The sequence below is a fragment of the Alteromonas sp. AWM4_230 genome, assembly GCF_056158305.1.
In genome coordinates this window covers 3,675,245-3,699,685 of record NZ_JBSWTB010000001.1, presented here as the reverse complement: position 1 = coordinate 3,699,685, position 24,441 = coordinate 3,675,245, and the positions used below count along the sequence as shown (strand labels likewise).

Genomic DNA, 24,441 nt, shown 5'->3' with positions numbered 1-24,441 from the left:
GCAGGCCTATCCCTGCGGTACGCGTTTACACTCCGATATCACTTCAACGCCACTATCCCCATTATCTTGCTCTAAACGTACGTCGAATTTCCATAGCCTGTGCAAGTGACGCATGACTTCATCTTTAGATTCACCAAGCGGTATACCGCGCTGTGGAATATAGCGCAGAGTCAATGACCGGGCCCCACGCACATCAACGTTGTGTACTTGAATGTTGGGCTCTAAGTTACTCAAATTGTATTGAGCAGAAAGCTTTTCTTTAATAATTTGATAACCCCGTTCATCGTGGATAGCACTGACTGCGATAAAGGGTTTGGCGGTATCATCTTCAAGAGCGAATAATTTAAAATCTCGAATCACTTTTGGTGATAAAAACTGACTGATAAAGCTCTCGTCTTTAAAGTTTTGCATAGCGAAATGCACGGTTTCCAGCCAGTCTTTACCTGCAATACTTGGCAAATATTTATAGTCTTCCTCAGTAGGCGACTGACATACCCGTTTAATATCCATGAACATGGAAAAGCCAAGAGCATACGGATTGATACCAGAGTAATAAGGGCTGTTGTACTCGGGCTGCATCACTACGCTTGAATGACTGTGCAAAAACTCCATCATGAAGCGGTCGCTAACTAAGCCCTCGTCATACATCTCATTAAGGATATGGTAGTGCCAAAAACAGGCCCACCCTTCGTTCATCACTTGAGTCTGTTTCTGCGGATAAAAATACTGTGAAACTTTGCGTACAATGCGCACAATCTCTCGCTGCCAAGGTTCAAGTAAAGGAGCGTTTTTCTCGATAAAATAAAGCAGGTTTTCTTGCGGTTCTTGTGGAAAACGAATTTTTTCTTTGTGTTTGCTGTGCGGGCTATCGGGCAAGGTACGCCAAAGTTCATTCACTTGCGATTGCAGATAGGCTTCCCGCTCTTCCTGCCTGTTCTTTTCTTCTTGTAGCGAAATCTTCTGCGGGCGTTTATATCGGTCAACGCCATAATTCATAAGCGCGTGGCATGAATCGAGCATGTTTTCGACCTCGTCATAACCGTACTTCTGTTCGCATTTAGCAATGTAGTTTTTCGCAAATACCAGGTAGTCGATGATAGAGCTGGCATCGGTCCAGGTTTTAAATAAGTAATTACCTTTGAAAAACGAATTGTGCCCGTAGCAGGCATGGGCCATCACCAGCGCTTGCATAGTAATGGTGTTTTCTTCCATTAAATACGCAATACAGGGGTCAGAGTTAATAACAATTTCGTAAGCCAAGCCCATTTGTCCGCGACGATATTGTTGCTCGGTTTGAATAAACTTTTTGCCAAAGCTCCAGTGCGTGTAATTGAGCGGCATACCTATGCTGGCGTAGGCATCCATCATTTGCTCTGCGGTAATGACTTCAATTTGATTAGGGTAGGTGTCTAGCTTAAACTTTTTAGCGATGCGATCGATGTGCTGCTCGTACTCTTCGATAAGCGGAAATGTCCAGTCGGGCCCATCGCTTAGCAAATGTCGTTTTGATGATTTAGCCTTGCTGTTTTCTGTTGCGATAGCGTCGGTTGTCATATTAGGCTCCTTGCTGCGCATCTTGCTCAGAGCGTTTGAATAGCTCTCTGAACACAGGATAGATGTCGGCCTGGGTTTGTATGTGCTTACATACAAAATTATCGTGAGTGGCGGCGACTTTCTCGTATTCACGCCACAAGCTTTGATGTTGCCTTTCTGTTATTTCGATATAGGCATAATAGCGGGTGGCCGGCAGCAGTTTAGTGGTAAGCAAATCGCGGCATTGTGGCGAATCGTCAGCCCAGTTATCGCCGTCAGACGCCTGTGCTGCATAGATATTCCAGTCTCCATCGCTATAGCGCTCACGCACTACTTCATCCATTAGTTTCAAGGCACTTGAAACAATAGTGCCGCCAGTTTCTTGAGAATAGAAAAACTCCTGCTCGTCTACTTCTTTAGCCTGAGTGTGATGGCGAATGTATACCACGTCTACGTTTTCGTAAGTGCGACTTAAAAATAGATAAAGCAAAATATAGAAGCGTTTTGCCATTTCTTTAGTGGCTTGGTCCATAGAGCCAGACACATCCATTAAACAAAACATCACCGCTTTACTTGAAGGAAGCGGGCGCTTGTCGTAGTTTTTAAAGCGTAAATCAAACGTGTCGATAAAAGGCACTCGAGCTATTTTGGCTTTAAGTGCTTCAATTTCTTCTTTTAGTGCATTAATAGCCAGCGTATTGTCGTGCTTGTCTTCTACAAGCAGTACCAATTTTTCTTCAAGTTCTTTGAGTTTCTTTCTATCACTTCCGCTTAGGGCAATACGCCTTGCTACAGAACCTTTGAGTGAGCGAACAATATCAAGGTTACTTGGTACGCCGTCGGTCTGATAACCTGCGCGGTAGGTTTCGAACTGGGTGACTTTGTCGAACTGATTTTTCTTTAAATTTGGAAGCGCTAAATCTTCAAATAGTAAGTCTAAATATTCGTCTTTGGATATTGAAAATACGAACTCGTCTTGCCCTTCACCCTCGTTGCTAGCGTCGCCTTCACCTGCGCCTTTACCGTCGCCACCTGGCGGTCTGTCAATTTTATCTCCTGCAGTGAATTGGTCGTTGCCTGGGTGGACAATATCTCTACTGCCGCCGCGACCGGTATGAAAAATAGGTTCAGAAATATCTCTGGCTGGAATGCTAATTTGCTCGCCAGAATCTAAGTCGGTAACAGAACGTTTTCCCACAGCATCAGATACAGCACGCTTTATTTGCTGCTTGTAACGCTTGATAAAGCGCTGGCGGTTTACCGTACTCTTACCTTTGCTGTTTAACCTTCGGTCTATGAAATGCGCCATACACACCTGCTTGAGTTGTTGTGAACTACAAATACCGGTACTAAAGCGCGCTTAGCGCACGCTTTAGTACCAATTACGTTCTAGAAGCTTCTAGCCTTTAGGCTATGACGCTTTTCGTACGCGTAGGTACCATTCACAAAGCAAGCGAACTTGTTTTTGCGTATAGCCTTTTTCGGTCATACGATTTACAAAGTCGTCGTGCTTTTTCTGCTCTTCTGCTGAGCCTTTGGTGTTAAAAGAAATAACGGGCAGTAAATCTTCCGTGTTAGAGAACATCTTCTTCTCAATGACGGTGCGAAGCTTCTCATAACTTGTCCATGCTGGATTTTTGCCGCCGTTATTTGCACGGGCTCTCAAAACAAAGTTAACGATTTCGTTACGGAAGTCTTTCGGGTTGCTAATCCCAGCGGGCTTCTCTGTTTTTTCTAACTCAGCATTAAGCGATGCTCTGTCAAACAGCTGCCCGGTTTCTGGGTCGCGATACTCCTGGTCTTGGATCCAGAAATCAGCATAAGTCACATAGCGGTCAAATAGGTTTTGCCCGTATTCAGAGTATGACTCTAAATAAGCGGTTTGAATTTCTTTGCCTATGAACTCCACATAGCGGGGGATCAGGTAGCCTTTTAAAAACTCCAAATACTTATCAGCGATTTCTTGGGGGAACTGTTCCCGCTCAATCTGACGTTCCAATACGTAGAATAAATGAACTGGATTCGCTGCCACTTCTTGATGATCGAAGTTAAACACGCGAGAGAGGATCTTAAATGCAAAGCGGGTGGATAACCCCTCCATGCCCTCGTCGACACCTGCGTAGTCTCTGTACTCCTGATAAGACTTCGCTTTCGGGTCGGTGTCTTTTAAGCTTTCTCCGTCATAGACCCGCATCTTTGAAAACATGCTAGAGTTTTCAGGCTCTTTTAAACGGGATAGCACGGTAAACTGTGCTAAGCATTCCAAAGTGTCTGGTGCACAGGGAGCGCCACTAAGTTCACTGCTATCGAGTAATTTTTTATAAATGCGAATTTCTTCGCTTACTCTTAAGCAGTAAGGGACTTTAACAATATAAACACGGTCTAAAAACGCCTCGTTGTTTTTATTGTTTCTAAACGATTGCCACTCAGATTCGTTTGAGTGTGCCAGTATTAATCCATCGAAGGGAAGGGCAGAGAAGCCCTCTGTCGGGTTGTAGTTACCCTCTTGTGTAGCAGTTAATAGGGGATGCAGCACCTTAATCGGTGCTTTGAACATCTCTACAAATTCCATTAAGCCCTGATTGGCTTTACACAGTGACCCTGAATAACTGTAAGCGTCTGGGTCATTCTGTGCATATTGTTCTAAGCGGCGAATATCAACCTTACCCACAAGAGCTGAAATATCCTGGTTATTCTCATCTCCCGGTTCGGTTTTAGCTATGCCCACTTGGTCAAGCACCGATGGATAAACCCGAACCACTTTGAACTGGGTAATATCACCATTGAACTCATGAAGGCGTTTGCGAGCCCATGGTGACATGATTGTTTTCAGATAGCGCTTAGGAATGCTATATTCTTTTTCTAATATGTCGCCATCTTCTTTGACATCGAATAGACAGAATGGATGATCATTCACTGGTGAGCCTTTAAGCATGTAAATAGGCACGTGCTGCATTAGCTCTTTAAGTCTTTCAGCCAGTGACGATTTACCGCCGCCCACTGGGCCGAGTAAATAAAGTATTTGTTTCTTCTCTTCAAGACCTTGTGCGGCATGCTTGAGGTAAGAGACGATTTGTTCAATGGCTTCTTCCATGCCATAGAATTCTGAAAAAGCTGGATAACGAGAAATGACGCGGTTGGAGAAAATGCGGCTTAGAGCCGGGTCGTTGGCAGTGTCGATTAGTTCTGGCTCACCGATGGCTTGTAACAAACGTTCTGCAGCGTTTGCGTAAGCACTTTGATCTTCCTTACAAATTTCAAGGAACTCCCCAATGGTGAACTCTTCCTGTTTTCGCTCTTCATAGCGACTTTGATAGTGTTCAAAAATACCCATGAATACCCCTTAAATACGGAACCCCGTAATTTCAGCTTAGTAGGTATTTGAGAAAAGGATAGTAATTATTGTGTATAGTTTTTAATCTTTTCGTCTAATGAAAAATGCAACTTTAATAAGAATTTAGTGTCTCTTAATGAAGCTTTTACACAAACAAAAGCCCCGCTAAATAGCGGGGCTTTTCATTTGTTTTTTCAACACCGTGTAGCACACAGTGTGTACTACAAAACGGCGCCTGGCTTATGCAAAGTTTTTGCTTGCGAATTCCCAGTTAACCAGTGCCCAGAAATTTTCTAGGTACTTAGGACGCGCGTTGCGGTAGTCGATGTAGTAAGCGTGTTCCCAAAGGTCAACAGTAAGTACTGGTGTTAGATCATCGCCAGAAATAGGTGTTTCTGCATTGCTAGTATTAACGATATCTAGGCTACCGTCTGCAGTTTTAACTAGCCATGTCCAGCTAGAACCGAAGTTGTTAACTGCTTTGTCGTTAAACGCTGCTTGGAAGTCTGCAAATGAACCCCATTTTGCGTTAATCGCGTCAGCTAGTGCGCCAGTAGGCTCGCCGCCGCCATTCGGGCTAAGGCAGTGCCAGTAGAACGTGTGGTTCCAAACTTGCGCTGCGTTATTGAAAACACCGCCTTCAGAAGATTTAATGATTTCTTCTAGGCTTTTGTTTTCCATGTCAGTACCTTCAACTAGGCCGTTAAGCTTAGTTACATAAGTAGCGTGGTGCTTGCCATAGTGGTACTCAAGCGTTTCAGCAGAAATATGCGGTTCTAGTGCATTTTGTTCGTATGGTAATGCTGGTAGTTCAAAAGCCATGACGGTCTCCATGTTGGTTTAGTATTGTAGTCTAAAGCACACTTATCTTCGCCTGTTCAATAAGTGCCAGTCAACGCTTAGCCGACTATATCACTTTAGACGCTAAAGCATATCCCAAATGTGGGGATAAAGTCTTATAACTCAATGACAAAATTGTGAATTTTTTTTCAAAATCTATTTTGTGGAAATCTAGCGTTGGTAGATATACAGGTAGATAGGGATAGAGCGTACTAAAAGATCAATTCAGTAATGGGTAATTAAAAGGGATTTTATGATACCCTTCGCCTTGATAAATCATACATGCATTCCCATCTTAGAGGGAATACACTTTTGTGCTCAGAGGAATCAAATGGATAATACTGAAAATCAATCAACGCTAGATAGAATCAAGCAGCAAATCGAAGAAAACCCAATTTTGTTGTATATGAAAGGTTCTCCTAAACTACCTAGCTGTGGCTTTTCTTCACAAGCATCACAAGCGTTGATGTCATGTGGCGAACCATTTGCTTATGTAGATATTCTACAAAACCCTGATATTCGTGCTGAACTACCTAAATACGCGAACTGGCCTACATTCCCACAGCTATGGGTAGAAGGTGAGCTTGTTGGTGGTTGCGATATTATTATCGAAATGTTCCAACAAAACGAACTTCAGCCGCTTATCAAAGAGACAGCTGAAAAATACAAAGAAGAAGAGTAAATCTGTCGATTTGTAGCAGATTTCTGATATTTAAAATATCGATTAAAAAGCTGGCTTTATGCCAGCTTTTTTCATTAAGAACCGCCAAAAACTTCTCACTTTCATTCCCGTAAAAACTATATAGACAGGTCAGAAATAGAGATCCTCTATGGTTTGAAAAAATATTTTTATTTTGTCGGAAAAGGTTTGTTTTTTAATATCTTGCGTTCTATAAAACATGCAGCTGGCCGCAAATGAGTCAGTGTTGAAGGTATAAAACAACAACCTCTCGAAATACTTTTTTATTGTGTGAATAACGCTGAAAGTGTTTTAGAGAAAATCCGGGAAACCACCATGAATACATCCTTGTCTTTATTGACTAAAAACGTGCGCGGCGTATTAGCTGCATCTGCGGCGTTTTCAGTAATGGCTACAGCACCTGTTTATGCGCAAGAAGCAGAAGAGAGTGCTAAAGCTGAAGATTATGAACAAATCGCCGTCGTTGGTTCACGCGCAGCGCCTCGCTCTGTAGCAGACTCAGCGGTTCCAATTGATATTATTTCTGACGAAGAGTTCAAGCAGCAGGGTGCCACAGATATGGTATCTATGATGCAAACCGTTGTTCCGTCTTTTAACGTTAACGACCAGCCAATCAACGATGCATCGACGTTAGTTCGCCCTGCAAACCTTCGCGGCATGGCATCGGACCATACGCTAGTGCTTGTAAATGGTAAACGTCGTCACCGCTCTGCGGTTATCACTTTCCTAGGTGGCGGTTTATCAGACGGTGCACAAGGCCCTGATATTTCAGTAATTCCAGCAGCGGCACTAAAGCAGGTGGAAGTACTACGTGACGGTGCAGCAGCACAATACGGTTCAGATGCTATTGCCGGTGTAATTAACTTCGTACTGAATGACGCGTCGGAAGGCGGTACATTTGAAGCCCGCTATGGCTCTTACTACGAAGGCGATGGCGACATGATCCAGCTGTCAGGTAACGTGGGTTTACCATTATCTGACAAAGGCTTTATCAACCTTTCTGCAGAGTACCGCACTGCTGATGATACTTCGCGTAGCATCCAGCGTGACGATGCGGCAGCGCTTATTGCAGCGGGCAATACCTTTGTGGCAGATCCTGCACAAATTTGGGGCTCCCCTGAAATCAAGCATGACATCAAGCTTTTTGCAAACGCAGGTATTGAGCTTTCTGACACGTCAGAAGCCTATATATTTGGCAACTTCGCCGAGCGTGAAGTTGAAGGTGGATTCTATTATCGTAACCCACACAACAGAGGTGGTGTAAACGATGGTGGTACAAATGAAGACGGTGAGCAGCTACTTCTTGTTGGTGATTTAACTGGCGATATGTCAGGTAATTGCCCAACTGATATCGTGGTTGGTGACAACGTCCTTGAAAACCCTACCTATATCAATCAGGTATTAAACAATCCAGATTGCTTCGCGTTTAACGAAATACTTCCAGGTGGTTTCACTCCTCGCTTTGGCGGTACGGTAACGGATATGTCTCTTGTCTTTGGTACTAAAGGCGAGTTAGACAACGATATTACCTATGACGTAAGTTTGAACCTTGGCCAAAACGAAGTCGATTTTGCTATTAGTAACACTATCAACCCGTCTTTAGGCCCAGAAACGCCTTTCGAGTTTAGCCCAGGTCGTTATACCCAATCTGAGCAAACTCTTGATATTGATTTTACAAAACCTTTCGATGTTGGTTTGTATGAGCCGCTATTTGTAGCAACTGGCTTCCAATACCGCAACGAAAGTTATGAGAGCTTTGCAGGTGATACTGCCTCTTATGAAATAGGTCCGCTGGCGACACAAGGCTTTGGCATTGGCTCAAATGGTTTCCCTGGCTTGGCGGCCAATAGCCAAGGTCGTGTGTCCCGCAACAACATCGCGCTTTACATTGATGCAGAAGCCTATATCACTGAAAACTTTATGCTAGCCGGTGCGCTACGTTACGAAGATTTCTCTGATTTCGGTAATACAACCAAAGGTAAGATTGCTTTCCGTTGGCAAGCGCTAGAGAACATAGCGTTCCGTGGTGCGTTCTCAACAGGCTTTAAAGCCCCTACGCTTGGTCAAAGTAATGTACGTAACGTAACAACTGCGTTTGGTACGGGCGGTGAGCTAATTGACCGTGCAACACTACCTCCAACAGACCCGGTATCTCAGCTTAAAGGCGGTGAACAGTTAACGCCAGAAGAGTCAGAGAGCATCACATTTGGTGTGGTAGCAGACTTTGAAAATGGTCTATTCATTACTGCCGACTACTACAACATTGAACTGACAGACCGTATCAGTACAGCGTCTGGTATCGCGTTAACAGAAGAAGATATTGCGACGCTACTAGCGCAAGGCATTAATGATGCATCTAGTTTCTCTGAAATTAGTTTCTTCACGAATGACTTTGATACGACTACTGAAGGTCTTGATGTAGTTGCTAACTACTCGATGGAGATGATGGGTGGTGAAACTAAATTCTCACTAGCCTACAACTGGACATCTACAGAGGTAGATCGCGCTTCAGATAATATTTCTGAGTTCCGTATTCGCATGCTAGAAGATAACCTTCCAGCAGTGCGCTACAGTGCAACAGCAAATCACACTAACGGTGACTGGCGCTTCCTTGCACGCTTGAACTATTACGGTAGCATCTTTGAAGATCACTTAGATTCTGCATTACCTATTGAAAAAGTAGGTTCGGAATTTACTGTGGACTTAGAAGTGGCTTATAACTTCACTGAAGAGTTTACTGTAACAGTAGGCGCGAAAAACGCCTTTGATGAATACCCAGATGAGAATACACAGTATGCCGGTATCGCAGGTTCGTTGTATCCAACTACCTCACCAATCGGTATTAACGGTGGCTTCTATTATCTAAGAGGTGTTTACACGTTCTAATCGCTAATACTAGCGAAAACAACTTTCACAATTGTTTCGACGTGGAGGGGAGCGTTAGCTCCCCTTTTATTTTCTATATTGAACATCATTTACGTGAAAAATCATGAAGAAACAGGCATTATTGATGCCATTGTAAGCAATTCGAAACACACAACTTTTATTATTATGACAAGAAAGTCGACAGTAGCTGAAACCTTTTTAAAATACCGCTCGAAATTAATGCGCGCGGTAGGTTCTATTGTTGGCGCCGACGACATTGAAGATATCGTGCAAGAAGCTTTCATAAAAAGCTACGAAGCAGAATTAAAACAAGAAATACATTATGAGCGAACATACATGCTCAAAACAGCGCGTAATTTAGCGTTGAACCATGTTGCAAAAGCAGAAAATAAAAACAAGCAGCAGCTAGATGACATGGATATTTTGCCTTACGAACTAGTGGGGCACAGTTTAGAAAAAAATGTAGAGAGTAAAGAGCGCTTTATTCATTTTTGCCGAGCGACAGACACGCTTTCTGCTGATGTAAAACGCGTATTTTTACTTAAAAAAGTATATGGCATGCGACAAAAAGAGATTGCAGAGCTTGTGGGGCTAAGCGAAAGCACCGTAGAAAAGCATGTCGCCAAAGGTTTAATGATGTGCTCTAGGTATTTAGCCGAGCTTTCAAATGACAGTGCATCTCCCCGTGCCACTGCTACCGCGACTCAGGACATAAGCAGTAGTTAACATGAATAATATTCGCCAGTTTTCAAGCAAAGAAGATATCCAAGAGCAAGCGTGCCTCTGGGTGAGCCGTCTCGATCGCGGTTTAAAAAGTGACGAAAAGGTAGAGTTAGACACCTGGTTGGCAGAGAGTAATGCCCATCGCCAAGCTCTATTAGATGCCGCAAGCTTGTGGGATGATATGTCGGTGCTTAATGAATTAAGCGGCTTATTCCCACAACCAACAGCAAGGCACACTGCCAAAAAGCGCGCCCTACCGAAAAACGCTGTATGGGGGATTGCTGCCACTTTCTTAGTCATGGCAATCGCGATTGGCGTCATTGTTCAGCGCACATGGTTAAATAGCACACCTGAATTTGCTGCTGTTAGCCAAAAAGTTCAGACGGGTGTCGGCGAACAGAAAAATGTAACCTTATCCGATGGTTCGCAGCTTCATCTAAACACCAACTCTTTAGTAACGGTAGATTTCACATCAAGTGCACGTAATATTGTACTTTTAAAAGGCGAAGCCCATTTTGAAGTGGCTCATGATAAAACCCGTCCATTTTCAGTTACCGCTGGAAACAATACTGTAACAGCAGTAGGTACCGCGTTTAATATGCAGTATGTTGACGACAACGCTTTTGAACTTGTTGTTACCGATGGCAAAGTATTAGTTAAAGACCGCTTTAAAGCATCATCTTCAAATGAATCACTGTTTGGTAAGCGCCCTGTTACAGAGGAAGGTTTGCTAATGTTTGCAGGGGAGAAAGCGACTGTTTTGGGCAAAGTAGAAACCCGAGAAAGCATGTCGCAAGATGAGATTGATGATGATTTAGCATGGCAGCAGGGTATGATAGTTTTTAAAGGCGAGCCCCTTGAGTCGGTGCTACTAGAAATTGGGCGTTATACGCCAGTTCGTTTTCACATTTCTGACAATAGTTTACGTAAGCGCAGAGTAGCGGGCTATTTCAAAGTGGGCGACATTGACGGCTTGTTGTCTGCACTAGAAAGCAGCTTTAATATTACCTATGAGAAAGTTACAGAAACCAGTATTGAGCTTAAGCTAGCGAAAGGTTAATCAATGTTTGATAGATAGGTGCTATTGGCTATTCCCCATTGGCATCAATTTATTTAATGTGACAATATAATTAAAATAATAAGTACATCGACCATATATCTTGCATTACGGCAATTTAGCGATAAGCAGGCAAACGAAAAAGGCAATAGAGAAGCTGCATGCCCTTGCGTGTTCGGCTGGTTGCGTTTCGCACAAAACAACGGCGTGGTTTTCTCACGTTGCTCTTGCAGCGCCCTTACATATTGCCTCGAGTGTATGTTTATTTTTATTCGTAACACCGTCACTTTACGCGCAAGACCAAAGCGGTTCGACGTTAATAAATTCTCAACCTTCTAAAACTCTTCCGGCATCAGCGCCCGATGCTTTTAGTTTCTCTATTCCAGCACAGAACGCTAACGAAGCCTTAACTGAATTAGCTAAACAAGCCAACACTACCCTTTTGTTTCCTTTTGATTTGGCGAAGAAAGTAACGACCAATGCGCTTAAAGGAACCTTTACTTTAAGTGAAGCATTGGCTCAATTACTTGAGGGAACGGAATTAGCGGTGGTTGCTGATGAGAATGGGGCGTTGAGTATTCGTTCTCGTGCATCGCTAACAGCGCAAAGTAAACAGCCTGATGATAATGAACAGTCAGATGACGAGGGCACAAACGGGCTTGAAAAAATTGCTATCGTTGGCTCTCGTAACGCGCCTCGAAGCGCTGTCGACTCGGCAGTGCCTCTTGATGTTATTGGAGCAGATAAACTAAGTTCTCAGGGCAATAGCGACGTCCTTTCCATGCTAAGCGTTATGGTGCCTTCACTAAACGTGAACGACCAGCCCATCAATGATGCAAGTAGCTTGGTGAGGCCTGCTAATTTAAGAGGCATGTCGTCAGATCACACTCTGTTGCTTTTAAATGGCAAGCGGAGACATCGCTCAGCGGTTATTACGTTTTTAGGCGGGGGGTTATCTGATGGTGCTCAAGGTCCCGATATATCCGTTATACCTGCTTATGCGTTAAAACAAGTGGAAGTACTGCGAGACGGGGCCTCTGCCCAGTATGGCTCAGATGCTATCGCTGGCGTGATCAATTTTGTGCTAAAAGATGACCGTGAGGGTGGGAACGTTGCGCTTAAAGTCGGAGGATACAGCGAGGGTGATGGCGAACTGTTTCAAATACAACTTAATAAAGGCTTTGCGTTAGGAGACTCGGGATTTTTTAACGCCACTGCGGAATACCGACAGCAAAACGGCACGTCGCGCTCGGTGCAGCGAGGCGATGCTCAAATGCTAATTGACCAAGGAAATAGCTTTATTGCCTCGCCATCTCAAATTTGGGGAGCACTTGATGTTAGCGAGGATATTAAGCTCGCACTCAATACTGGTGCTGATCTTTCGGCAAGCTCCCATTTTTATAGCTTTGCAACCGCTGCGAGAAGAGAAATAAACGGAGGTTTTTATTTTCGAAACCCGCAAACTCGTGAAGGTGTTTTTAGCCGAACGGATCCAAATACCGGCGAAAGCCGTCTTATCGTTGCCGATTTAGATGGACTAAACAGCGGCATAGCATGCCCTTCAATCTCTTTATCGAATGACAATGTGCTAGAAGATCCCGACTACCAACTTATTGCAGATAACACGACAGCACTTGGAGCAAACTGCTTTGCCTTCAATGAGTGGTTCCCTGGTGGTTTTACTCCTCGATTCGGTGGTACGATAACCGATGCATCTATTGCAATGGGTATAAAGCATGAATTGCCTCACGGTTGGGCGATGGATATCAGTGCCACCTTGGGCTATAGCGATATTGAGTACACCATATCGAATACGGTTAATCCTTCGCTAGGGCCGCAAAGCCCAACGACCTTTTCTCCAGGCGGGGTATCACAAGTAGAACGCACGCTAAACTTAGACTTTACTAAACTGATCCAGACTATTTTTGACGACCCGGTGAGCATTGCTGCTGGCGTTGAGTGGAGAAAAGAGACGTATTTTCAAAAAGCGGGAGATGAAGCTTCGTATATCGCTGGCCCTTTCGCTTTAGAACCACCGATAGGCTTAAGTGAAGGCTTCTCAATAGGCTCTAACGGTTTTCCTGGTTATCAACCTCAGTCTGCTGGTCACTGGAGTCGCAGCAATTGGGCTGTGTATGCCGACTTGGAATTTTACGCGACTGAAGATTGGCAGTTTGGTGTAGCAACGCGAGTAGAGCATTTCAGTGATTTCGGGTCAACATTTGATGGAAAGCTAAGTACTCGCTACACACTTAACGATATGTTTGCACTGCGAGGTTCTTTAAATACGGGCTTTAAAGCTCCGACTGTGGGCCAAAGTAATGTTATAAATGTAACTACTGCCTATGGCCTTAACGGCTTGGAAGACCAAGCAACATTGCCGCCAACCGACCTTATCTCGCAGCAGCTTGGGGCCACGCCGCTGACGCCTGAAGAGTCAGTAAACTTTAGCTTGGGCTTGGTTATGCAAGCAAGTGACAACTTCTTTGCTACCCTTGACTATTTTAATATTCGCCTTACCGATCGTATCAGTACCACATCGGCCATTCCTTTAACCGAGGATGACGTTAATACGCTTGTTGCTCAAGGGCGTTTTGATGCGGCCCGATATAACTCCGCTAAGTATTTTACCAATGATTTTGATACCAAAACCCAGGGTATCGATTTAGTTGTAAACTACAATTTTGCGTTAAGTGACTGGTCAAACTCTGTGTTGGTTGCCTACAACTGGACAGACACGCAAGTTGAGCGTGTATCTCTGTACCCGGTGTTAAGCGATGGGGAAACAACGCTTCTGCCCAACTTAACCGAGGCTCGAATACGTATGTTAGAGGACAATCTCCCTGCTCATCGAGGGAGCATTACCTTAGAACAGTCAAAAGATGAATGGGCCTTCACTTGGCGTATAAACTACTACGGTAAATTTTATGAAGATCATCTAGATGCTTCGGCAGGCTTGGATATTTACGGCAGTGCGCTAACCACTTTCGATGCTCAACTCGCTTGGAAGGTTTTGCCTGATACTCAACTTACTTTTGGAGCGCAGAACTTGTTTGATGCGTTGCCAGATGAAAACCCCTTTAAAGGGGAAGTGGGGGCCCTTTACCCTCCAACATCTCCGGGCGGCATTAATGGCGCGTTTTACTATGCAGGTGTCGAGTATCGCTTTAATTAGCTGAAAGTACTGACGAAGCTTAATTAAGAAAAGGTGAGGGAGCTAAACCGAGCGTTTTAAGATGAATAAAGCGTTAACTTCAATAGATAGGGTAAGCGTGTTCGGAAATAAGACTGCGATATTTAGCCTTGATAGCCTTGGACTTTAATATTAGCCGACGTCTTTGAAAAGCGACTCATCAATGATGGTTTGATCGATAATTTGTTGCGCCATGTTGATGCACTTACCGCACTGTGAGCCTAGCTCTAAATGTTGGCGTAACTCACGTACATTTCCCACGCCGTTTTCTTCAACCGCCGCGCGAATGCTTTTATCTGTTACCCCATAGCACATGCAAACAAACATTAAACGTACTCCAAATGAATCTGTAAATGATAATAATTGTTATTCTTTGTTTTGGCAAGCAGATAATGGCAAGTTTAATAAACCACAATTTGGTAATGAGTGGGTAATGACTGGGTAATGTCTAGCTAATTATTTATGTGGACGAGCATTATTGGTACGAGCAGTAAAAAAACTCATTGTTTAACATTGTTATTTCCGTATTCGTACCTATTTTCTGGGAAGGAAATTTTCTATCAAAGTGGTTACGCAATGTAATCACTTCTATTATTACAATCCAAATATAAATGGAGAGACTCATGAGTGTATTAGTTGGCCGTCCTGCGCCTGATTTTACTGCTGCAGCGGTACTTGGTAGCGGTGAAATCGTAGATTCTTTCACACTAAGTGAAGCAATCAAGGGTAAAAAAGCGGTTGTATTCTTCTACCCGCTAGATTTTACTTTTGTATGCCCGTCAGAGCTTATCGCTTTCGACAAGCGTTATGACGAGTTTAAAAAGCGCGGTGTTGAAGTAATTGGTGTTTCAATCGACTCTCAATTTTCACACAATGCGTGGAGAAATACCCCAGTAAATCAAGGTGGTATTGGTCCAGTTAAATACACTCTTGTTGCTGACGTAAAACACGACATCTGCCAAGCATACGATGTTGAGCACCCTGAAGATGGTGTTGCTTTCCGCGGTTCATTCCTAATTGATGCAGAAGGTATGGTACGTCACCAGGTAGTAAACGATCTTCCACTTGGTCGTAACGTTGACGAAATGCTTCGCATGGTTGATGCACTAGCGTTCCACGAAGAGCATGGCGAAGTTTGCCCAGCAGGTTGGACCGAAGGTAAATCAGGTATGGATGCATCACCTGAAGGTGTAGCTAAATACCTATCTGAAGAAGCAGACAAGCTATAAGCTAACCTGTTCAAAGATAATAAAACAGCGCCTTTTGGCGCTGTTTTTGTTTATGGCGTTTATCGAAAAAACTATTCTTGATTTTCTACTGGCCAGCCACCTAAGGCCTTATAGCGATTTACCATATAGCAAAATAGCTCGGTGGTTTTCTGTGCATCGTAAAGGGCGCTATGCGCTTCATTTTGGTCAAACGATATCCCAGCCGCCCGGCATGCTTTTACCAGCACAGTTTGACCAAGGGCAAGGCCCGCTAGGCTGGTGGTATCGAAGGAAACAAATGGGTGAAAGGGCGTGCGCTTTATATTGCAGCGCTCAATCGCAGCATTAACGAAGCTTTGATCAAAAGTTGCGTTATGAGCAACGATAACAGAACGCTGACAGTCTGCATTTTTCTGTGCTTTGCGAATGCCTTTACATAAATCCTTCATGGCTTCGCTTTCCTCAATAGCACCTCGCAATGCGCAATTCGGATCAATGCCATTAAATTCTAATGCCGCAGGCTCAAGGTTAGCGCCCTCGAACGGATCTATATGGTAGTGAAAGGTTTGGTTTGGATGCAGTATACCGTCTTCATCCATTTTCACCGTAACCGCTGCTAACTCTAATAAGGCGTCAGTGCCTGCATTAAATCCGGCCGTTTCAACGTCGATAACAACAGGGAAATAACCTCGAAAGCGCTGGGAAAGAAGGGGCGGGTTGGCAGACATAAACACTCTTGTAAGACTAGATTGCAGAAACTGGTTGGTCGCTTTTTATGCAAACCTACCTGCGAAACTTATTAGCACGAAGAATTATCGCAAGGATATCTTCGAGTTGCCAGTTTCAATTTGAAAACCGCGAAGATGAGAAGCGCTAGTAGTACGAAACGTTAATGGTATTAAGCGCTAAACTTTTCTACACTTTGGACGATAATCATATTAACCATGAATTTTTAGAACACTCAATTCGCGACTTAAAACGAATGGGTACAATTTATGGCGCTAGAGATTGGTGGGCGTATGAAAGGCCTACATTCATGTTAGTCTGACTTTCGTTATGGTGTCGAAATGGTGTCGAAATTAAAATATATCGCTTTATTGGGGATGGTGGGGTCGCTGTCGTCCCATGCTGCCATGCGGCAATATTCTGCAACCATAGAAAGCTCCAACTGGCGTATTGATTCTGACACGCGCCTGCAGTGTACGCTTAACCACGAACTCCCTGGTTACGGCGAAGCCATGTTCACTAGTTCTGCATCGAAGCAGCTCAACATGGAATTTGAATTAGATATGTACATGCTGCCAAACAAGTTCGATGTGGCTGCGGTCTACTCTGTTCCGCCAAAGTGGATGCCGGGTGTGGCGCCAAAGACCATCGCGGATATGTCTATTCGAAAGCAATACAATGGCGACCTGCCGCAGGATGCTGCATGGACCATGTTATCTGAATTAGAAAAAGGCTTTTGGCCCACGATTTACTATCAAGACTGGTATAACAAATATGACCAGGTGAGCGTGGCATTAAACGCAAGCAACTTCTCAGGCGTGTATCGCGACTTTGTTAAGTGCGTGTCGAACCTGCTTCCTTTTAGTTTTGATGACATTGCTTACACCGTATTGTCTTATCAGAATAACAGCACCGAACTTACTAAGTATTCACAAAAGCGTTTAACTATGATTGGCGAATATTTAAAAGAAGACAGCGAATTGGAGCTTGTGCTTCTCGATGGTTATACGGACAGTTACGGTGGACGTTACAACAACGAACAATTGTCTATTCGACGGGCCAATGAAGTAAAAAGTTATTTAACTACGCTAGGTGTACCTGAAGATAGGATCCAGCTGACAGGCCACGGTGAAAAACGTCATATCGCGCCAAACGATACGCGGGAAAGCCGTGCACAAAACAGACGTGTAGTGGTACGACTATCCAAGTCTTAGGCGCTTGCTAAAGCGCCTTAAACCCGTTTAACTTGCGTTAATTTGTTTTGTCTCGCCAGGTTAATACAGGCACTAAATGGTCGGTGAAAACGCCATCAGCTCGCACTACCTTGTGCAATACATCTAAAACTTGTTCTCCAGACATGCCCGCCGGAAGCGCATCCTGACGATAAGTGTAGGGATGAATGGTAAGTTCGTTATCGTGAGCGTACTTAAGCCAACTAGCTGCTTCAACTTTACCTTTAGCCATCGCCTCATTATCCATTAAATGGCCTAACCAAGGGCCTATGCCGTTTGCATACTTCGCGACTTGCTTCATGCCATCTTGTGTACGCAGCCAATCGTAGTCGGTGTCGCTCTCGCCCCAATCGTTCTCGCCAATCAGCATAACTACTTTGCCCTTATAGCCAAGGGTTTCACGAATGCGTTTGACTTCGTTAAAGTCAAAGCACTGCAGGTAACTATTGCCGTTTTCTCCCGCAAACCCGTAGTTTTTTAATGTGTCGATAACCATCTTACTGGCATCAATACCTTCAGCAATGTGAAAAGCAGGGGACTTTACTTCTGGGTATACGCCTACAGACGTGCCGAATTGGCGATTAAGTTCGCTGATTAGCTCAAAGTGTTCACTTAACGTGGCCACTTTGAAATTAGCCTGGGAGCCGCGGTACCTACTTTTAAAAACTTGTTTGCCATCACTGTTGGCACGCTCATGTACCCGCAATGCTCGAAGCTCTTCGAGGGTGAAGTCACGGGCGTAATAGCGTCCGTCCTTTCGGTGACGTGCTGGAAAAATGTCTTCTACATTAGTGACTGTCTCTAAGTGAATGTCGTGTAGTACCACTGGAATGTCATCTTTGGTTATAACAACATCCTGCTCTATAAAGTCAGGACGCAGCGAGAATGCTAGCGTGGCTGCTTCAAGTGTGTGTTCCGGCAAATAGCCAGAAGCACCGCGATGGGCGATAACGGTAAAGTGCAGTCTTTCACTAGCGGTATGTTCTGCTTCAGCGTGCGAAGTTTTACTATTCGTAGCATCAGCTGCAAACGTACTCTCAGAGGCAAGGGCACCTGTAAATAGCACCACCAAAGCAGGTAGTAACGATGCCAACCTGGTCGTATATCTATTGCGAAACCTAGCATTGCCCTTTAATAGCAGCTTAAGCTTGTTCGACGAACCCGCTACAGCCTTGCTTACACGGTTTAAAGAAAATAATAAACGGTTACCTAGCATGTGACTGCCACTCCATGTGTTTACATTTATCGCCTTCTTATTTATGCCGTACATTTCACAGAAAGCTTATGTTGCAAGCGCTTAAAAGATATTGGCGACGTCGTGCTGCTATAATGAAATAGACTTATTTTGAATAAGTTCTATGGCATACCCATCTGGATCGCGAACAAAAGCGATGACGGTAGAGCCACCTTTTACGGGGCCGGGTTTACGATACACCTCAGCGCCATTTGCTTCTAAGTTTTCACAAAACTTATAGATGTCGTCTACTTCAATGGCGATGTGGCCGTACGCGTTACCCTTATCGTAGGTGTTGTCACCCCAGTTATAGGTAAGTTCTAACACAGTGCTATCGGTCTCTTCTCCATATCCTACAAAAGCGAGGGTGTACTCATACTCTTTGTTTTCTGATTGTCGAAGAAGGCGCATGCCCATCAATGAGGTGTAAAAGTGAAGTGACGCCTCTAAGTTTTCAACTCGAAGCATGGTGTGAAGCATTCGCATAACTATTTCCTATTTGAACCATCAGAGTTACCCGATGGTACACTGCATTGTAAGTGTGCGTTAGCAGTTGCCACATGTACCCAGAACTCTAGCAACACAGATCCCCGCATAGTACTTTCGTTGGTCAACGCAAACGACACACCATGATAATGGGAAAATGTTAACGCTTTAAGACAGTTTTACCATTCCCCTTAAACGTATTAAAAACCCCACATGCCGATATTATCAATTTTAAGTCTACGTGGTTGGCTTAACAGATAAACCACCATTTTTCCTAAGTCTTCGTTTTGAATCAGACCCTTGTCTACATTCTCAGATCCTGTTTTCTGTGACTGAATTAACGCAGGGTTGAGTGAGTGAACGTGAATGCCATAAGGTCGCACTTCCTCTTGCAGAGCTTTCCCAAGCCCCACCAATGCGAATTTCGACGCGCAGTAAACGCCTGCATTGGCATACCCATTTAGTGCCGCCTGAGAGGCAATATTGATAATGTAACCTTCTCGATTTTCAATCATATGAGGCACTACTTGCTTACACATAAGGAAGGAACCTTTTACATTGGTATCCATCACTTCGTCCCAATCGTCTTCATTGGTTTCCCAGATGAGCGTTTCTTTACCAAAACCACTGTTATTGATAAGAACGTGAAGTTCGCCAAATGTATTTTTAACTTCTTTTACGAAACTTGCTACTTCATCACTTTTTGATACATCACATTTCGCCCCAATGACCTTACCGGGAAATAGCGAATCTAATTGTTTAACTGTCTCGTTAATCGTTTCTTCAGTGCGTCCGCAAATAGCTACTTTCATTCCTGCATCTAATAGAAAGCGGGTAATAGTTTTACCCAGCCCCTTGCCGCCACCTGTCACAATGGCGGTTTTACCCGATAATAAGTACATGTCTGTCATAATTAAAACCTAGCGAAAAAAGAATAAGATTAACTTAGCCGCTATTGGCGTTATACAAACATACGTATTCATTGTGGGCCCAAATGATAAGCTCGCGTTGCAATGCTTAAAAAATAATCCCGAAATAATTGGACATGGCGACTAATTACCTGTACTGTCTCGCTCGCTCTAGATATGTTTTATGCTTTACCTAATACTGCGCTGTACCTTTCTTTATACCTTCAAATTGAAGTGCTAGATAGATATACAACTGCTTTACTAGCTTAGTTATGTCTATTGCTATTCGGTGGCTTCCACCATTACATCAATTTTTTAAAAGGTTATTATTATGTCTAATTCTGTAAATGGTACAGTTAAGTGGTTTAACGAAGAAAAAGGTTTCGGTTTCATTACTCCTGAAGCTGGTGGCAAAGACGTATTCGTACACTTCCGTTCAATCACTTCTGACGGCTTCAAGACTCTTGCTGAAGGTCAAGCGGTTAGCTTTGAAGTTGAACAAGGCCAAAAAGGCCCACAAGCTGCTAACGTAACAGTTCTTTAAGATCTGTAAGCCAGCTTAGGGTTATTTCTCTTATCTGAAGTAACCCGCAAAGATGGGCTCTTTTCCACGAAAAATGTGAAAGAGCCTAATTTTCGTTTTTAGATTTCTTAACCCAACCTGCGAGGAATTCAAAACAAACAATATCAATAAAAAAGTATTTAATATGCAATTTCAAATCTCTATCTCTACCATTAACAGCCTTATTCCAGGTGCGTTAATTTCAAATATCTCCATAAATAAAACAGCTGTTGCCTTTAAACATGCGAACACCTATCGACATGTTCAATTATCATCGAGACAAGAAGCAAAGCGATTTATTGATCAGCTTATTCAAGAGAGCTAATTAAGTTCTAACTATCCATTCTATGCTTTCGTGCTTGATAACAAGCGCTTAAGAGACTTTATCGCTGTATAGTCAATAATGATGCTAAAAAGCTAAAAGGTTATAGGTCTTACGTGTTCAGTCGTGCAACTGCATCGTATGTATTAAGCGCTGTAAATAATGGTGCTGTTGCAAGAGAAGCATTGGCTAGTACGGGTGTGTACTAACCAACGTCATTATAGAAATAACCTGTGGTTATTGTTTGGCTTTTAAGTCGACGTCTGAATCTGCTATCAAATATATACTCGCTGCATAAGCTGCAATGTTTTGCGCCAGTTCATCAGGGTTAATTTTATCCAATGTGTCATCAGGCGTGTGATGAAGATCGAAATAATCTCGTCCGTTTTGGTTCAACCGGATAGTCGGTACGCCTTTCGCTGCTAGCGGTATAATGTCGGGGCCGCCACCAGCAACGTCTGAACCACCGCGAATTATACCTAGCGGGGACAGGATTTTTGCGATTTCATCTACCAGCACTGTTGCTTCAGGGTTCACATTCGACACAAGTTGCCAAATTGTTTGCGCGCCAAAATCAGACTCTGTGGCAAGTACGTGGTTACCAAGGTTCTTTTCATGCTGTTTTGCATAAGCAAACGCGCCTAACAAGCCTACTTCTTCAGCGCCAAACATAACTACACGAATGGTGCGTTTAGGGCGTTCAGGCAGTGATGCAATTAATGCGGCTGCCGCTGTGGTAATAGCAACGCCCGCGCCGTCATCTACAGCGCCGGTGCCTAAGTCCCAGCTGTCTAAGTGGCCACCAATGAGCACAATCTCTTCAGGCTTTTCACTTCCTACTAAATCTAGTATTACGTTGCCGCTATTCACTTCGCCTTTCCACTTTGACTCAGAATGGAGCGATAACGACAGTGGTTTGCCTAAATTGTGTAGGCGTCGTAAATGATCGGCGTCGGGGTTAGAAATAGCAACTACTGGGATATCAGCCCACTCATCACCGTCTGAGCTCATCATGCCAGAGTGAGGGAAGCGATGAGAGTCTGAGCCTACCGAACGTACAACTAAGGCTTCAGCACCACCACGTTGCGCATGTTGCCAGCCAATGCGTCTACGTTGATTTGCTTGGCCATAGCCCGCACCCGTTTGACTTTTTACCATGGCATCGCCATCGACAAACGCAATTTTGCCTTTCAGCGCGCCGTCTTTAACTGCGGTTAGTGCATGAATATCCCTGAAATACACGATGTCAGCGTTGATCTCGCTCTCTGAAGGAGCCGCTCCACCTAATGCGGTACCGTAAAGGGGCTGCATGTATGGCGCAGTAAGTGAAATATGTAAGTGACCCCTGTCCCAGAAGGGCATGGTAAACTCTTCAATGCTCACTTTATCAAACCCAAGGTTCTTTCCTACCTTAACACCCCAATCTCTGGCGCGCTTTTCTGCTTCTGAACCGCCAAGGCGTGGGCCTATCTCTGTAGTGAGTGATTCTACGATGCTATAGCCTAAGTCACTTTTCAGCGCTTTTTGAATTAGCGTCTCGGCATTTTTCTTTTGCTCGTCAGTAATGGGGGAAGTTTCAGCAAAAACACCGAAACTGCATGCACTTACTAGTGCACCAAACGCTAGATTCCTAGCGATATTATTCAATCGGGACATGTGTTCTCCGTGGATTATTTTTATATTTTTGTTTATTTGCGTGAGCAAAAATATGACGTGCTTATCATAGCCAAATTGAGATGTGCTTTCGAGGTAAACCACAAGCCGAAGTCGTAAGTTAATCGCAAAGCAGATCTACTTGGTTGTTAAAAATAATGTTACCTTCTGAAAAGGAAAAAAATAACAAGGAAAGTAAATATGAAGATACCTCTCTATACTTATTTCAAAAATAGAACATTAGCCTTCTCAAGTATTATCAACAATAAGGCTTGTTTCGGTTCATTGGTCTGTGCATTTTGGCTTGTTGGTTGTGGCGGTAGTTCAAATGACAATGTAGTGAGGCCAGATTCAGTACTAGGCGTATGGTTTGGGCAAACTTCAACAGTTGAAGATGGGCAAGAAGAGGTTGTTGTTGCGGTTTCCTCTGAAGGTAAAGCTATTGTATTTTCGCAGGCCTCGCGAGACACGCTTATTGCTCACGGCGACATAAGCGAAGATACCTTTACTTCTGACGATACCATGCTGTATCCAGGAGAAGGCATGACTAAGCATGGCACAATGCAGCTCACAGCGAATGGTGACAGTTTAGAAGGCTCAGCGACAGTATCGGGTCTCACACTTGATTTCTCTGCCAACAAAGTCAGCGCTACCGAGGATGTTTCACTTATCGATATTGCTGGCAATTATGCAAGTTCTTGGTCTGATGGCGCCTACACTCGTTCGTTTGCTATCGATAACGAAGGGATGATCAGCGGTTCAGATACTAATGGTTGCATATACTCAGGCTCTGTCGAGCCAATTATCGGGATCAATTCACTTTTCGATATTACGATTAAAGCGGAGACTTGCTTTGAAGATTTCGAATATGAAGGGCTTCTCGCTTATGGTGTATTTCCCTTTGAATATCAGAACTCGATTGTTGAGAGAAATGGTATTGTCATATCAACAGAGGCTTCATCAAGAGCTTATGCTTTTCGCCAATTTAGCCCGCAAGATTAGCGCTATCCGGTATATGAACAAGGAGTCTATAGACTCCTTGTTTGAATCGCAAAGGCTTGCCTTAAGTTCTATCTACGCTTCTTCTTAAGCGCCAATTTTTGCTTTTTCTCTTGTTCTTTCAGCACTTCGTTTATAAAGCTCTTTCTACCAAATTCACGGGTGATAGTGCACTTATTTAAATCAAAACCGCGAGCAGGGCAGTATTCTCTGCCGTACAAGATAATCTGCAGATGGAGGTCGTTCCATCTTTCTTTAGGGAACAGGCGTTTTGCATCGCGTTCTGTTTGCTCTACGCTTTTTCCGTTCGATAAACCCCAGCGGTACATCAAACGATGAATATGAGTATCTACCGGGAAAGCAGGAATACCAAAGCCTTGCGACATAACCACCGCGGCCGTTTTGTGGCCAACAGCAGGCATGGCCTCCAGCGCTTCAAAGTTCGCTGGAACTTCACCATTGTGTTGTTTAATGATCATATCGGACAAATGCCAAATGCCTTTCGACTTCATAGGCGATAATCCACAAGGGCGGATAATGTCTTGTATTTCTTCAATACTCATCAACACCATGTCGTAGGGGTTATCTGCGCGGGCGAACAGCTTTGGCGTAATTTGATTAACGCGCTCGTCGGTACATTGGGCCGATAATAGAACCGCAATGAGTAACGTATATGGGTCTTTGTGATCTAAAAAGATAGGAATTTCTGGATAAAGGTCATCCAAAATTCGCATTATTTCTTTTACTTTTTCCTGCTTAGAAAGCGGCTTTGCCGGCTTAACTACATCATTCATTTCTATATACTTTTTTAATATGGTCGCTAAACAAGGTGTAAATTTTTTAAG

General features: G+C 43.8%; 21 protein-coding genes. 10 read left to right on the top strand and 11 right to left on the bottom strand.

Going from position 1 to position 24,441, the window contains the following annotated elements; translation table 11 throughout:
* Positions 1–6: 6 nt before the first annotated feature.
* The 4 genes from ACXACS_RS15950 to sodB all read right to left on the bottom strand — a co-directional run bounded on the left by ACXACS_RS15950 (position 7) and on the right by sodB (position 5,689).
* Entirely contained in the window at positions 7–1,554 is a 1,548-nt protein-coding gene (locus tag ACXACS_RS15950; RefSeq protein ID WP_474808017.1) for a SpoVR family protein, read from the bottom strand.
* A 1-nt stretch (position 1,555) separates the two neighbouring features.
* Positions 1,556–2,842: a YeaH/YhbH family protein gene (locus ACXACS_RS15945; protein ID WP_474808015.1), complete on the bottom strand. Its 1,287-nt coding sequence runs from the start codon at positions 2,840–2,842 to the stop codon at positions 1,556–1,558.
* Positions 2,843–2,944: 102 nt separating this feature from the next.
* Positions 2,945–4,867 carry a PrkA family serine protein kinase gene (locus tag ACXACS_RS15940; RefSeq protein ID WP_474808014.1) on the bottom strand — a complete coding sequence of 641 codons (1,923 nt, stop codon included), beginning with the start codon at positions 4,865–4,867 and terminating at the stop codon, positions 2,945–2,947.
* A 240-nt stretch (positions 4,868–5,107) separates the two neighbouring features.
* Entirely contained in the window at positions 5,108–5,689 is a 582-nt protein-coding gene (sodB, locus tag ACXACS_RS15935) for a superoxide dismutase [Fe] (RefSeq protein WP_025254504.1), read from the bottom strand.
* A gap of 349 nt (positions 5,690–6,038) precedes the next feature.
* On the opposite strand from sodB, the gene ACXACS_RS15930 reads away from it, so the two are divergent.
* The 5 genes from ACXACS_RS15930 (at position 6,039) to ACXACS_RS15910 (ending at position 14,248) form a co-directional block, all read left to right on the top strand.
* Entirely contained in the window at positions 6,039–6,389 is a 351-nt protein-coding gene (locus tag ACXACS_RS15930; protein ID WP_136780857.1) for a Grx4 family monothiol glutaredoxin, read from the top strand.
* 333 nt (positions 6,390–6,722) lie between these two features.
* The gene (locus ACXACS_RS15925) at positions 6,723–9,293 is read left to right on the top strand and encodes a TonB-dependent receptor plug domain-containing protein (RefSeq protein WP_474808012.1); all 2,571 of its coding nucleotides are present in this window, start codon (positions 6,723–6,725) and stop codon (positions 9,291–9,293) included.
* Positions 9,294–9,458: 165 nt separating this feature from the next.
* On the top strand, positions 9,459–10,019 hold the full coding sequence (locus ACXACS_RS15920; protein ID WP_474809307.1) for an RNA polymerase sigma factor: 561 nt from the start codon (positions 9,459–9,461) through the stop codon (positions 10,017–10,019).
* A 1-nt stretch (position 10,020) separates the two neighbouring features.
* A complete protein-coding gene (locus tag ACXACS_RS15915) occupies positions 10,021–11,076 on the top strand; it encodes a FecR family protein (protein ID WP_474808010.1) in 1,056 nt (351 codons plus the stop codon).
* 100 nt (positions 11,077–11,176) lie between these two features.
* Positions 11,177–14,248 (top strand): TonB-dependent receptor domain-containing protein, encoded by a 3,072-nt coding sequence (locus ACXACS_RS15910; RefSeq protein ID WP_474808009.1) that lies wholly within the window; start codon positions 11,177–11,179, stop codon positions 14,246–14,248.
* A gap of 150 nt (positions 14,249–14,398) precedes the next feature.
* Here ACXACS_RS15910 and ACXACS_RS15905 read toward each other — a convergent pair whose 3' ends face one another.
* Entirely contained in the window at positions 14,399–14,593 is a 195-nt protein-coding gene (locus ACXACS_RS15905) for a bacterioferritin-associated ferredoxin (RefSeq protein WP_179982758.1), read from the bottom strand.
* Positions 14,594–14,889: 296 nt separating this feature from the next.
* Here ACXACS_RS15905 and ACXACS_RS15900 point away from each other — a divergent pair, with 296 nt between their 5' ends.
* Positions 14,890–15,495 carry a peroxiredoxin gene (locus ACXACS_RS15900; protein ID WP_474808007.1) on the top strand — a complete coding sequence of 202 codons (606 nt, stop codon included), beginning with the start codon at positions 14,890–14,892 and terminating at the stop codon, positions 15,493–15,495.
* A 71-nt stretch (positions 15,496–15,566) separates the two neighbouring features.
* On the opposite strand, the gene rnt is transcribed toward ACXACS_RS15900, so the two are convergent.
* A complete protein-coding gene (gene rnt, locus ACXACS_RS15895; protein ID WP_474808005.1) occupies positions 15,567–16,202 on the bottom strand; it encodes a ribonuclease T in 636 nt (211 codons plus the stop codon).
* Between the two features lie 339 nt (positions 16,203–16,541).
* Between rnt and ACXACS_RS15890 the strand changes: the two genes are divergently transcribed.
* Entirely contained in the window at positions 16,542–17,414 is an 873-nt protein-coding gene (locus ACXACS_RS15890; RefSeq protein WP_474808003.1) for a flagellar protein MotY, read from the top strand.
* A gap of 37 nt (positions 17,415–17,451) precedes the next feature.
* Here the strand turns inward: ACXACS_RS15890 and glpQ are convergent, their stop codons facing one another.
* The 3 genes from glpQ to ACXACS_RS15875 form a co-directional block, all read right to left on the bottom strand.
* Positions 17,452–18,648 (bottom strand): glycerophosphodiester phosphodiesterase, encoded by a 1,197-nt coding sequence (gene glpQ, locus ACXACS_RS15885; protein ID WP_474808002.1) that lies wholly within the window; start codon positions 18,646–18,648, stop codon positions 17,452–17,454.
* A gap of 108 nt (positions 18,649–18,756) precedes the next feature.
* Entirely contained in the window at positions 18,757–19,152 is a 396-nt protein-coding gene (gene gloA, locus ACXACS_RS15880) for a lactoylglutathione lyase (RefSeq protein WP_474808000.1), read from the bottom strand.
* A 200-nt stretch (positions 19,153–19,352) separates the two neighbouring features.
* Positions 19,353–20,063, bottom strand: coding sequence for an SDR family oxidoreductase (locus ACXACS_RS15875; RefSeq protein ID WP_474807998.1), 711 nt, complete (start codon positions 20,061–20,063; stop codon positions 19,353–19,355).
* A 328-nt stretch (positions 20,064–20,391) separates the two neighbouring features.
* On the opposite strand from ACXACS_RS15875, the gene cspE reads away from it, so the two are divergent.
* Together cspE and ACXACS_RS15865 are read left to right on the top strand one after the other, a co-directional pair.
* Positions 20,392–20,604: a transcription antiterminator/RNA stability regulator CspE gene (gene cspE, locus ACXACS_RS15870; protein WP_025254517.1), complete on the top strand. Its 213-nt coding sequence runs from the start codon at positions 20,392–20,394 to the stop codon at positions 20,602–20,604.
* Between the two features lie 163 nt (positions 20,605–20,767).
* Complete coding sequence (locus ACXACS_RS15865; RefSeq protein ID WP_474807995.1) at positions 20,768–20,947, top strand: hypothetical protein; 180 nt, start codon at positions 20,768–20,770, stop codon at positions 20,945–20,947.
* Positions 20,948–21,181: 234 nt separating this feature from the next.
* Here the strand turns inward: ACXACS_RS15865 and ACXACS_RS15860 are convergent, their stop codons facing one another.
* Positions 21,182–22,600 (bottom strand): M20/M25/M40 family metallo-hydrolase, encoded by a 1,419-nt coding sequence (locus ACXACS_RS15860; RefSeq protein ID WP_474807993.1) that lies wholly within the window; start codon positions 22,598–22,600, stop codon positions 21,182–21,184.
* 198 nt (positions 22,601–22,798) lie between these two features.
* On the opposite strand from ACXACS_RS15860, the gene ACXACS_RS15855 reads away from it, so the two are divergent.
* Positions 22,799–23,599, top strand: coding sequence for a hypothetical protein (locus ACXACS_RS15855; protein WP_474807991.1), 801 nt, complete (start codon positions 22,799–22,801; stop codon positions 23,597–23,599).
* A gap of 68 nt (positions 23,600–23,667) precedes the next feature.
* On the opposite strand, the gene ACXACS_RS15850 is transcribed toward ACXACS_RS15855, so the two are convergent.
* A complete protein-coding gene (locus ACXACS_RS15850; RefSeq protein WP_474807989.1) occupies positions 23,668–24,390 on the bottom strand; it encodes an endonuclease III domain-containing protein in 723 nt (240 codons plus the stop codon).
* Positions 24,391–24,441 lie beyond the last annotated feature (51 nt).

Bases quoted from the DNA above. Each gene is read 5' to 3' on its own strand.
- ACXACS_RS15925 (WP_474808012.1), top strand. From the start codon at position 6,723: ATGAATACATCCTTGTCTTTATTGACTAAAAACGTGCGCGGCGTATTA.
- rnt (WP_474808005.1), bottom strand. From the start codon at position 16,202: ATGTCTGCCAACCCGCCCCTTCTTTCCCAGCGCTTTCGAGGTTATTTC.
- ACXACS_RS15855 (WP_474807991.1), top strand. From the start codon at position 22,799: ATGAAGATACCTCTCTATACTTATTTCAAAAATAGAACATTAGCCTTC.
- ACXACS_RS15900 (WP_474808007.1), top strand. From the start codon at position 14,890: ATGAGTGTATTAGTTGGCCGTCCTGCGCCTGATTTTACTGCTGCAGCG.
- ACXACS_RS15875 (WP_474807998.1), bottom strand. From the start codon at position 20,063: ATGACAGACATGTACTTATTATCGGGTAAAACCGCCATTGTGACAGGT.
- ACXACS_RS15930 (WP_136780857.1), top strand. From the start codon at position 6,039: ATGGATAATACTGAAAATCAATCAACGCTAGATAGAATCAAGCAGCAA.
- sodB (WP_025254504.1), bottom strand. From the start codon at position 5,689: ATGGCTTTTGAACTACCAGCATTACCATACGAACAAAATGCACTAGAA.
- ACXACS_RS15860 (WP_474807993.1), bottom strand. From the start codon at position 22,600: ATGTCCCGATTGAATAATATCGCTAGGAATCTAGCGTTTGGTGCACTA.
- ACXACS_RS15850 (WP_474807989.1), bottom strand. From the start codon at position 24,390: ATGAATGATGTAGTTAAGCCGGCAAAGCCGCTTTCTAAGCAGGAAAAA.
- cspE (WP_025254517.1), top strand. From the start codon at position 20,392: ATGTCTAATTCTGTAAATGGTACAGTTAAGTGGTTTAACGAAGAAAAA.
- ACXACS_RS15865 (WP_474807995.1), top strand. From the start codon at position 20,768: ATGCAATTTCAAATCTCTATCTCTACCATTAACAGCCTTATTCCAGGT.
- gloA (WP_474808000.1), bottom strand. From the start codon at position 19,152: ATGCGAATGCTTCACACCATGCTTCGAGTTGAAAACTTAGAGGCGTCA.
- ACXACS_RS15890 (WP_474808003.1), top strand. From the start codon at position 16,542: ATGGTGTCGAAATTAAAATATATCGCTTTATTGGGGATGGTGGGGTCG.
- ACXACS_RS15940 (WP_474808014.1), bottom strand. From the start codon at position 4,867: ATGGGTATTTTTGAACACTATCAAAGTCGCTATGAAGAGCGAAAACAG.
- ACXACS_RS15915 (WP_474808010.1), top strand. From the start codon at position 10,021: ATGAATAATATTCGCCAGTTTTCAAGCAAAGAAGATATCCAAGAGCAA.
- glpQ (WP_474808002.1), bottom strand. From the start codon at position 18,648: ATGCTAGGTAACCGTTTATTATTTTCTTTAAACCGTGTAAGCAAGGCT.
- ACXACS_RS15905 (WP_179982758.1), bottom strand. From the start codon at position 14,593: ATGTTTGTTTGCATGTGCTATGGGGTAACAGATAAAAGCATTCGCGCG.
- ACXACS_RS15950 (WP_474808017.1), bottom strand. From the start codon at position 1,554: ATGACAACCGACGCTATCGCAACAGAAAACAGCAAGGCTAAATCATCA.
- ACXACS_RS15945 (WP_474808015.1), bottom strand. From the start codon at position 2,842: ATGGCGCATTTCATAGACCGAAGGTTAAACAGCAAAGGTAAGAGTACG.
- ACXACS_RS15920 (WP_474809307.1), top strand. From the start codon at position 9,459: ATGACAAGAAAGTCGACAGTAGCTGAAACCTTTTTAAAATACCGCTCG.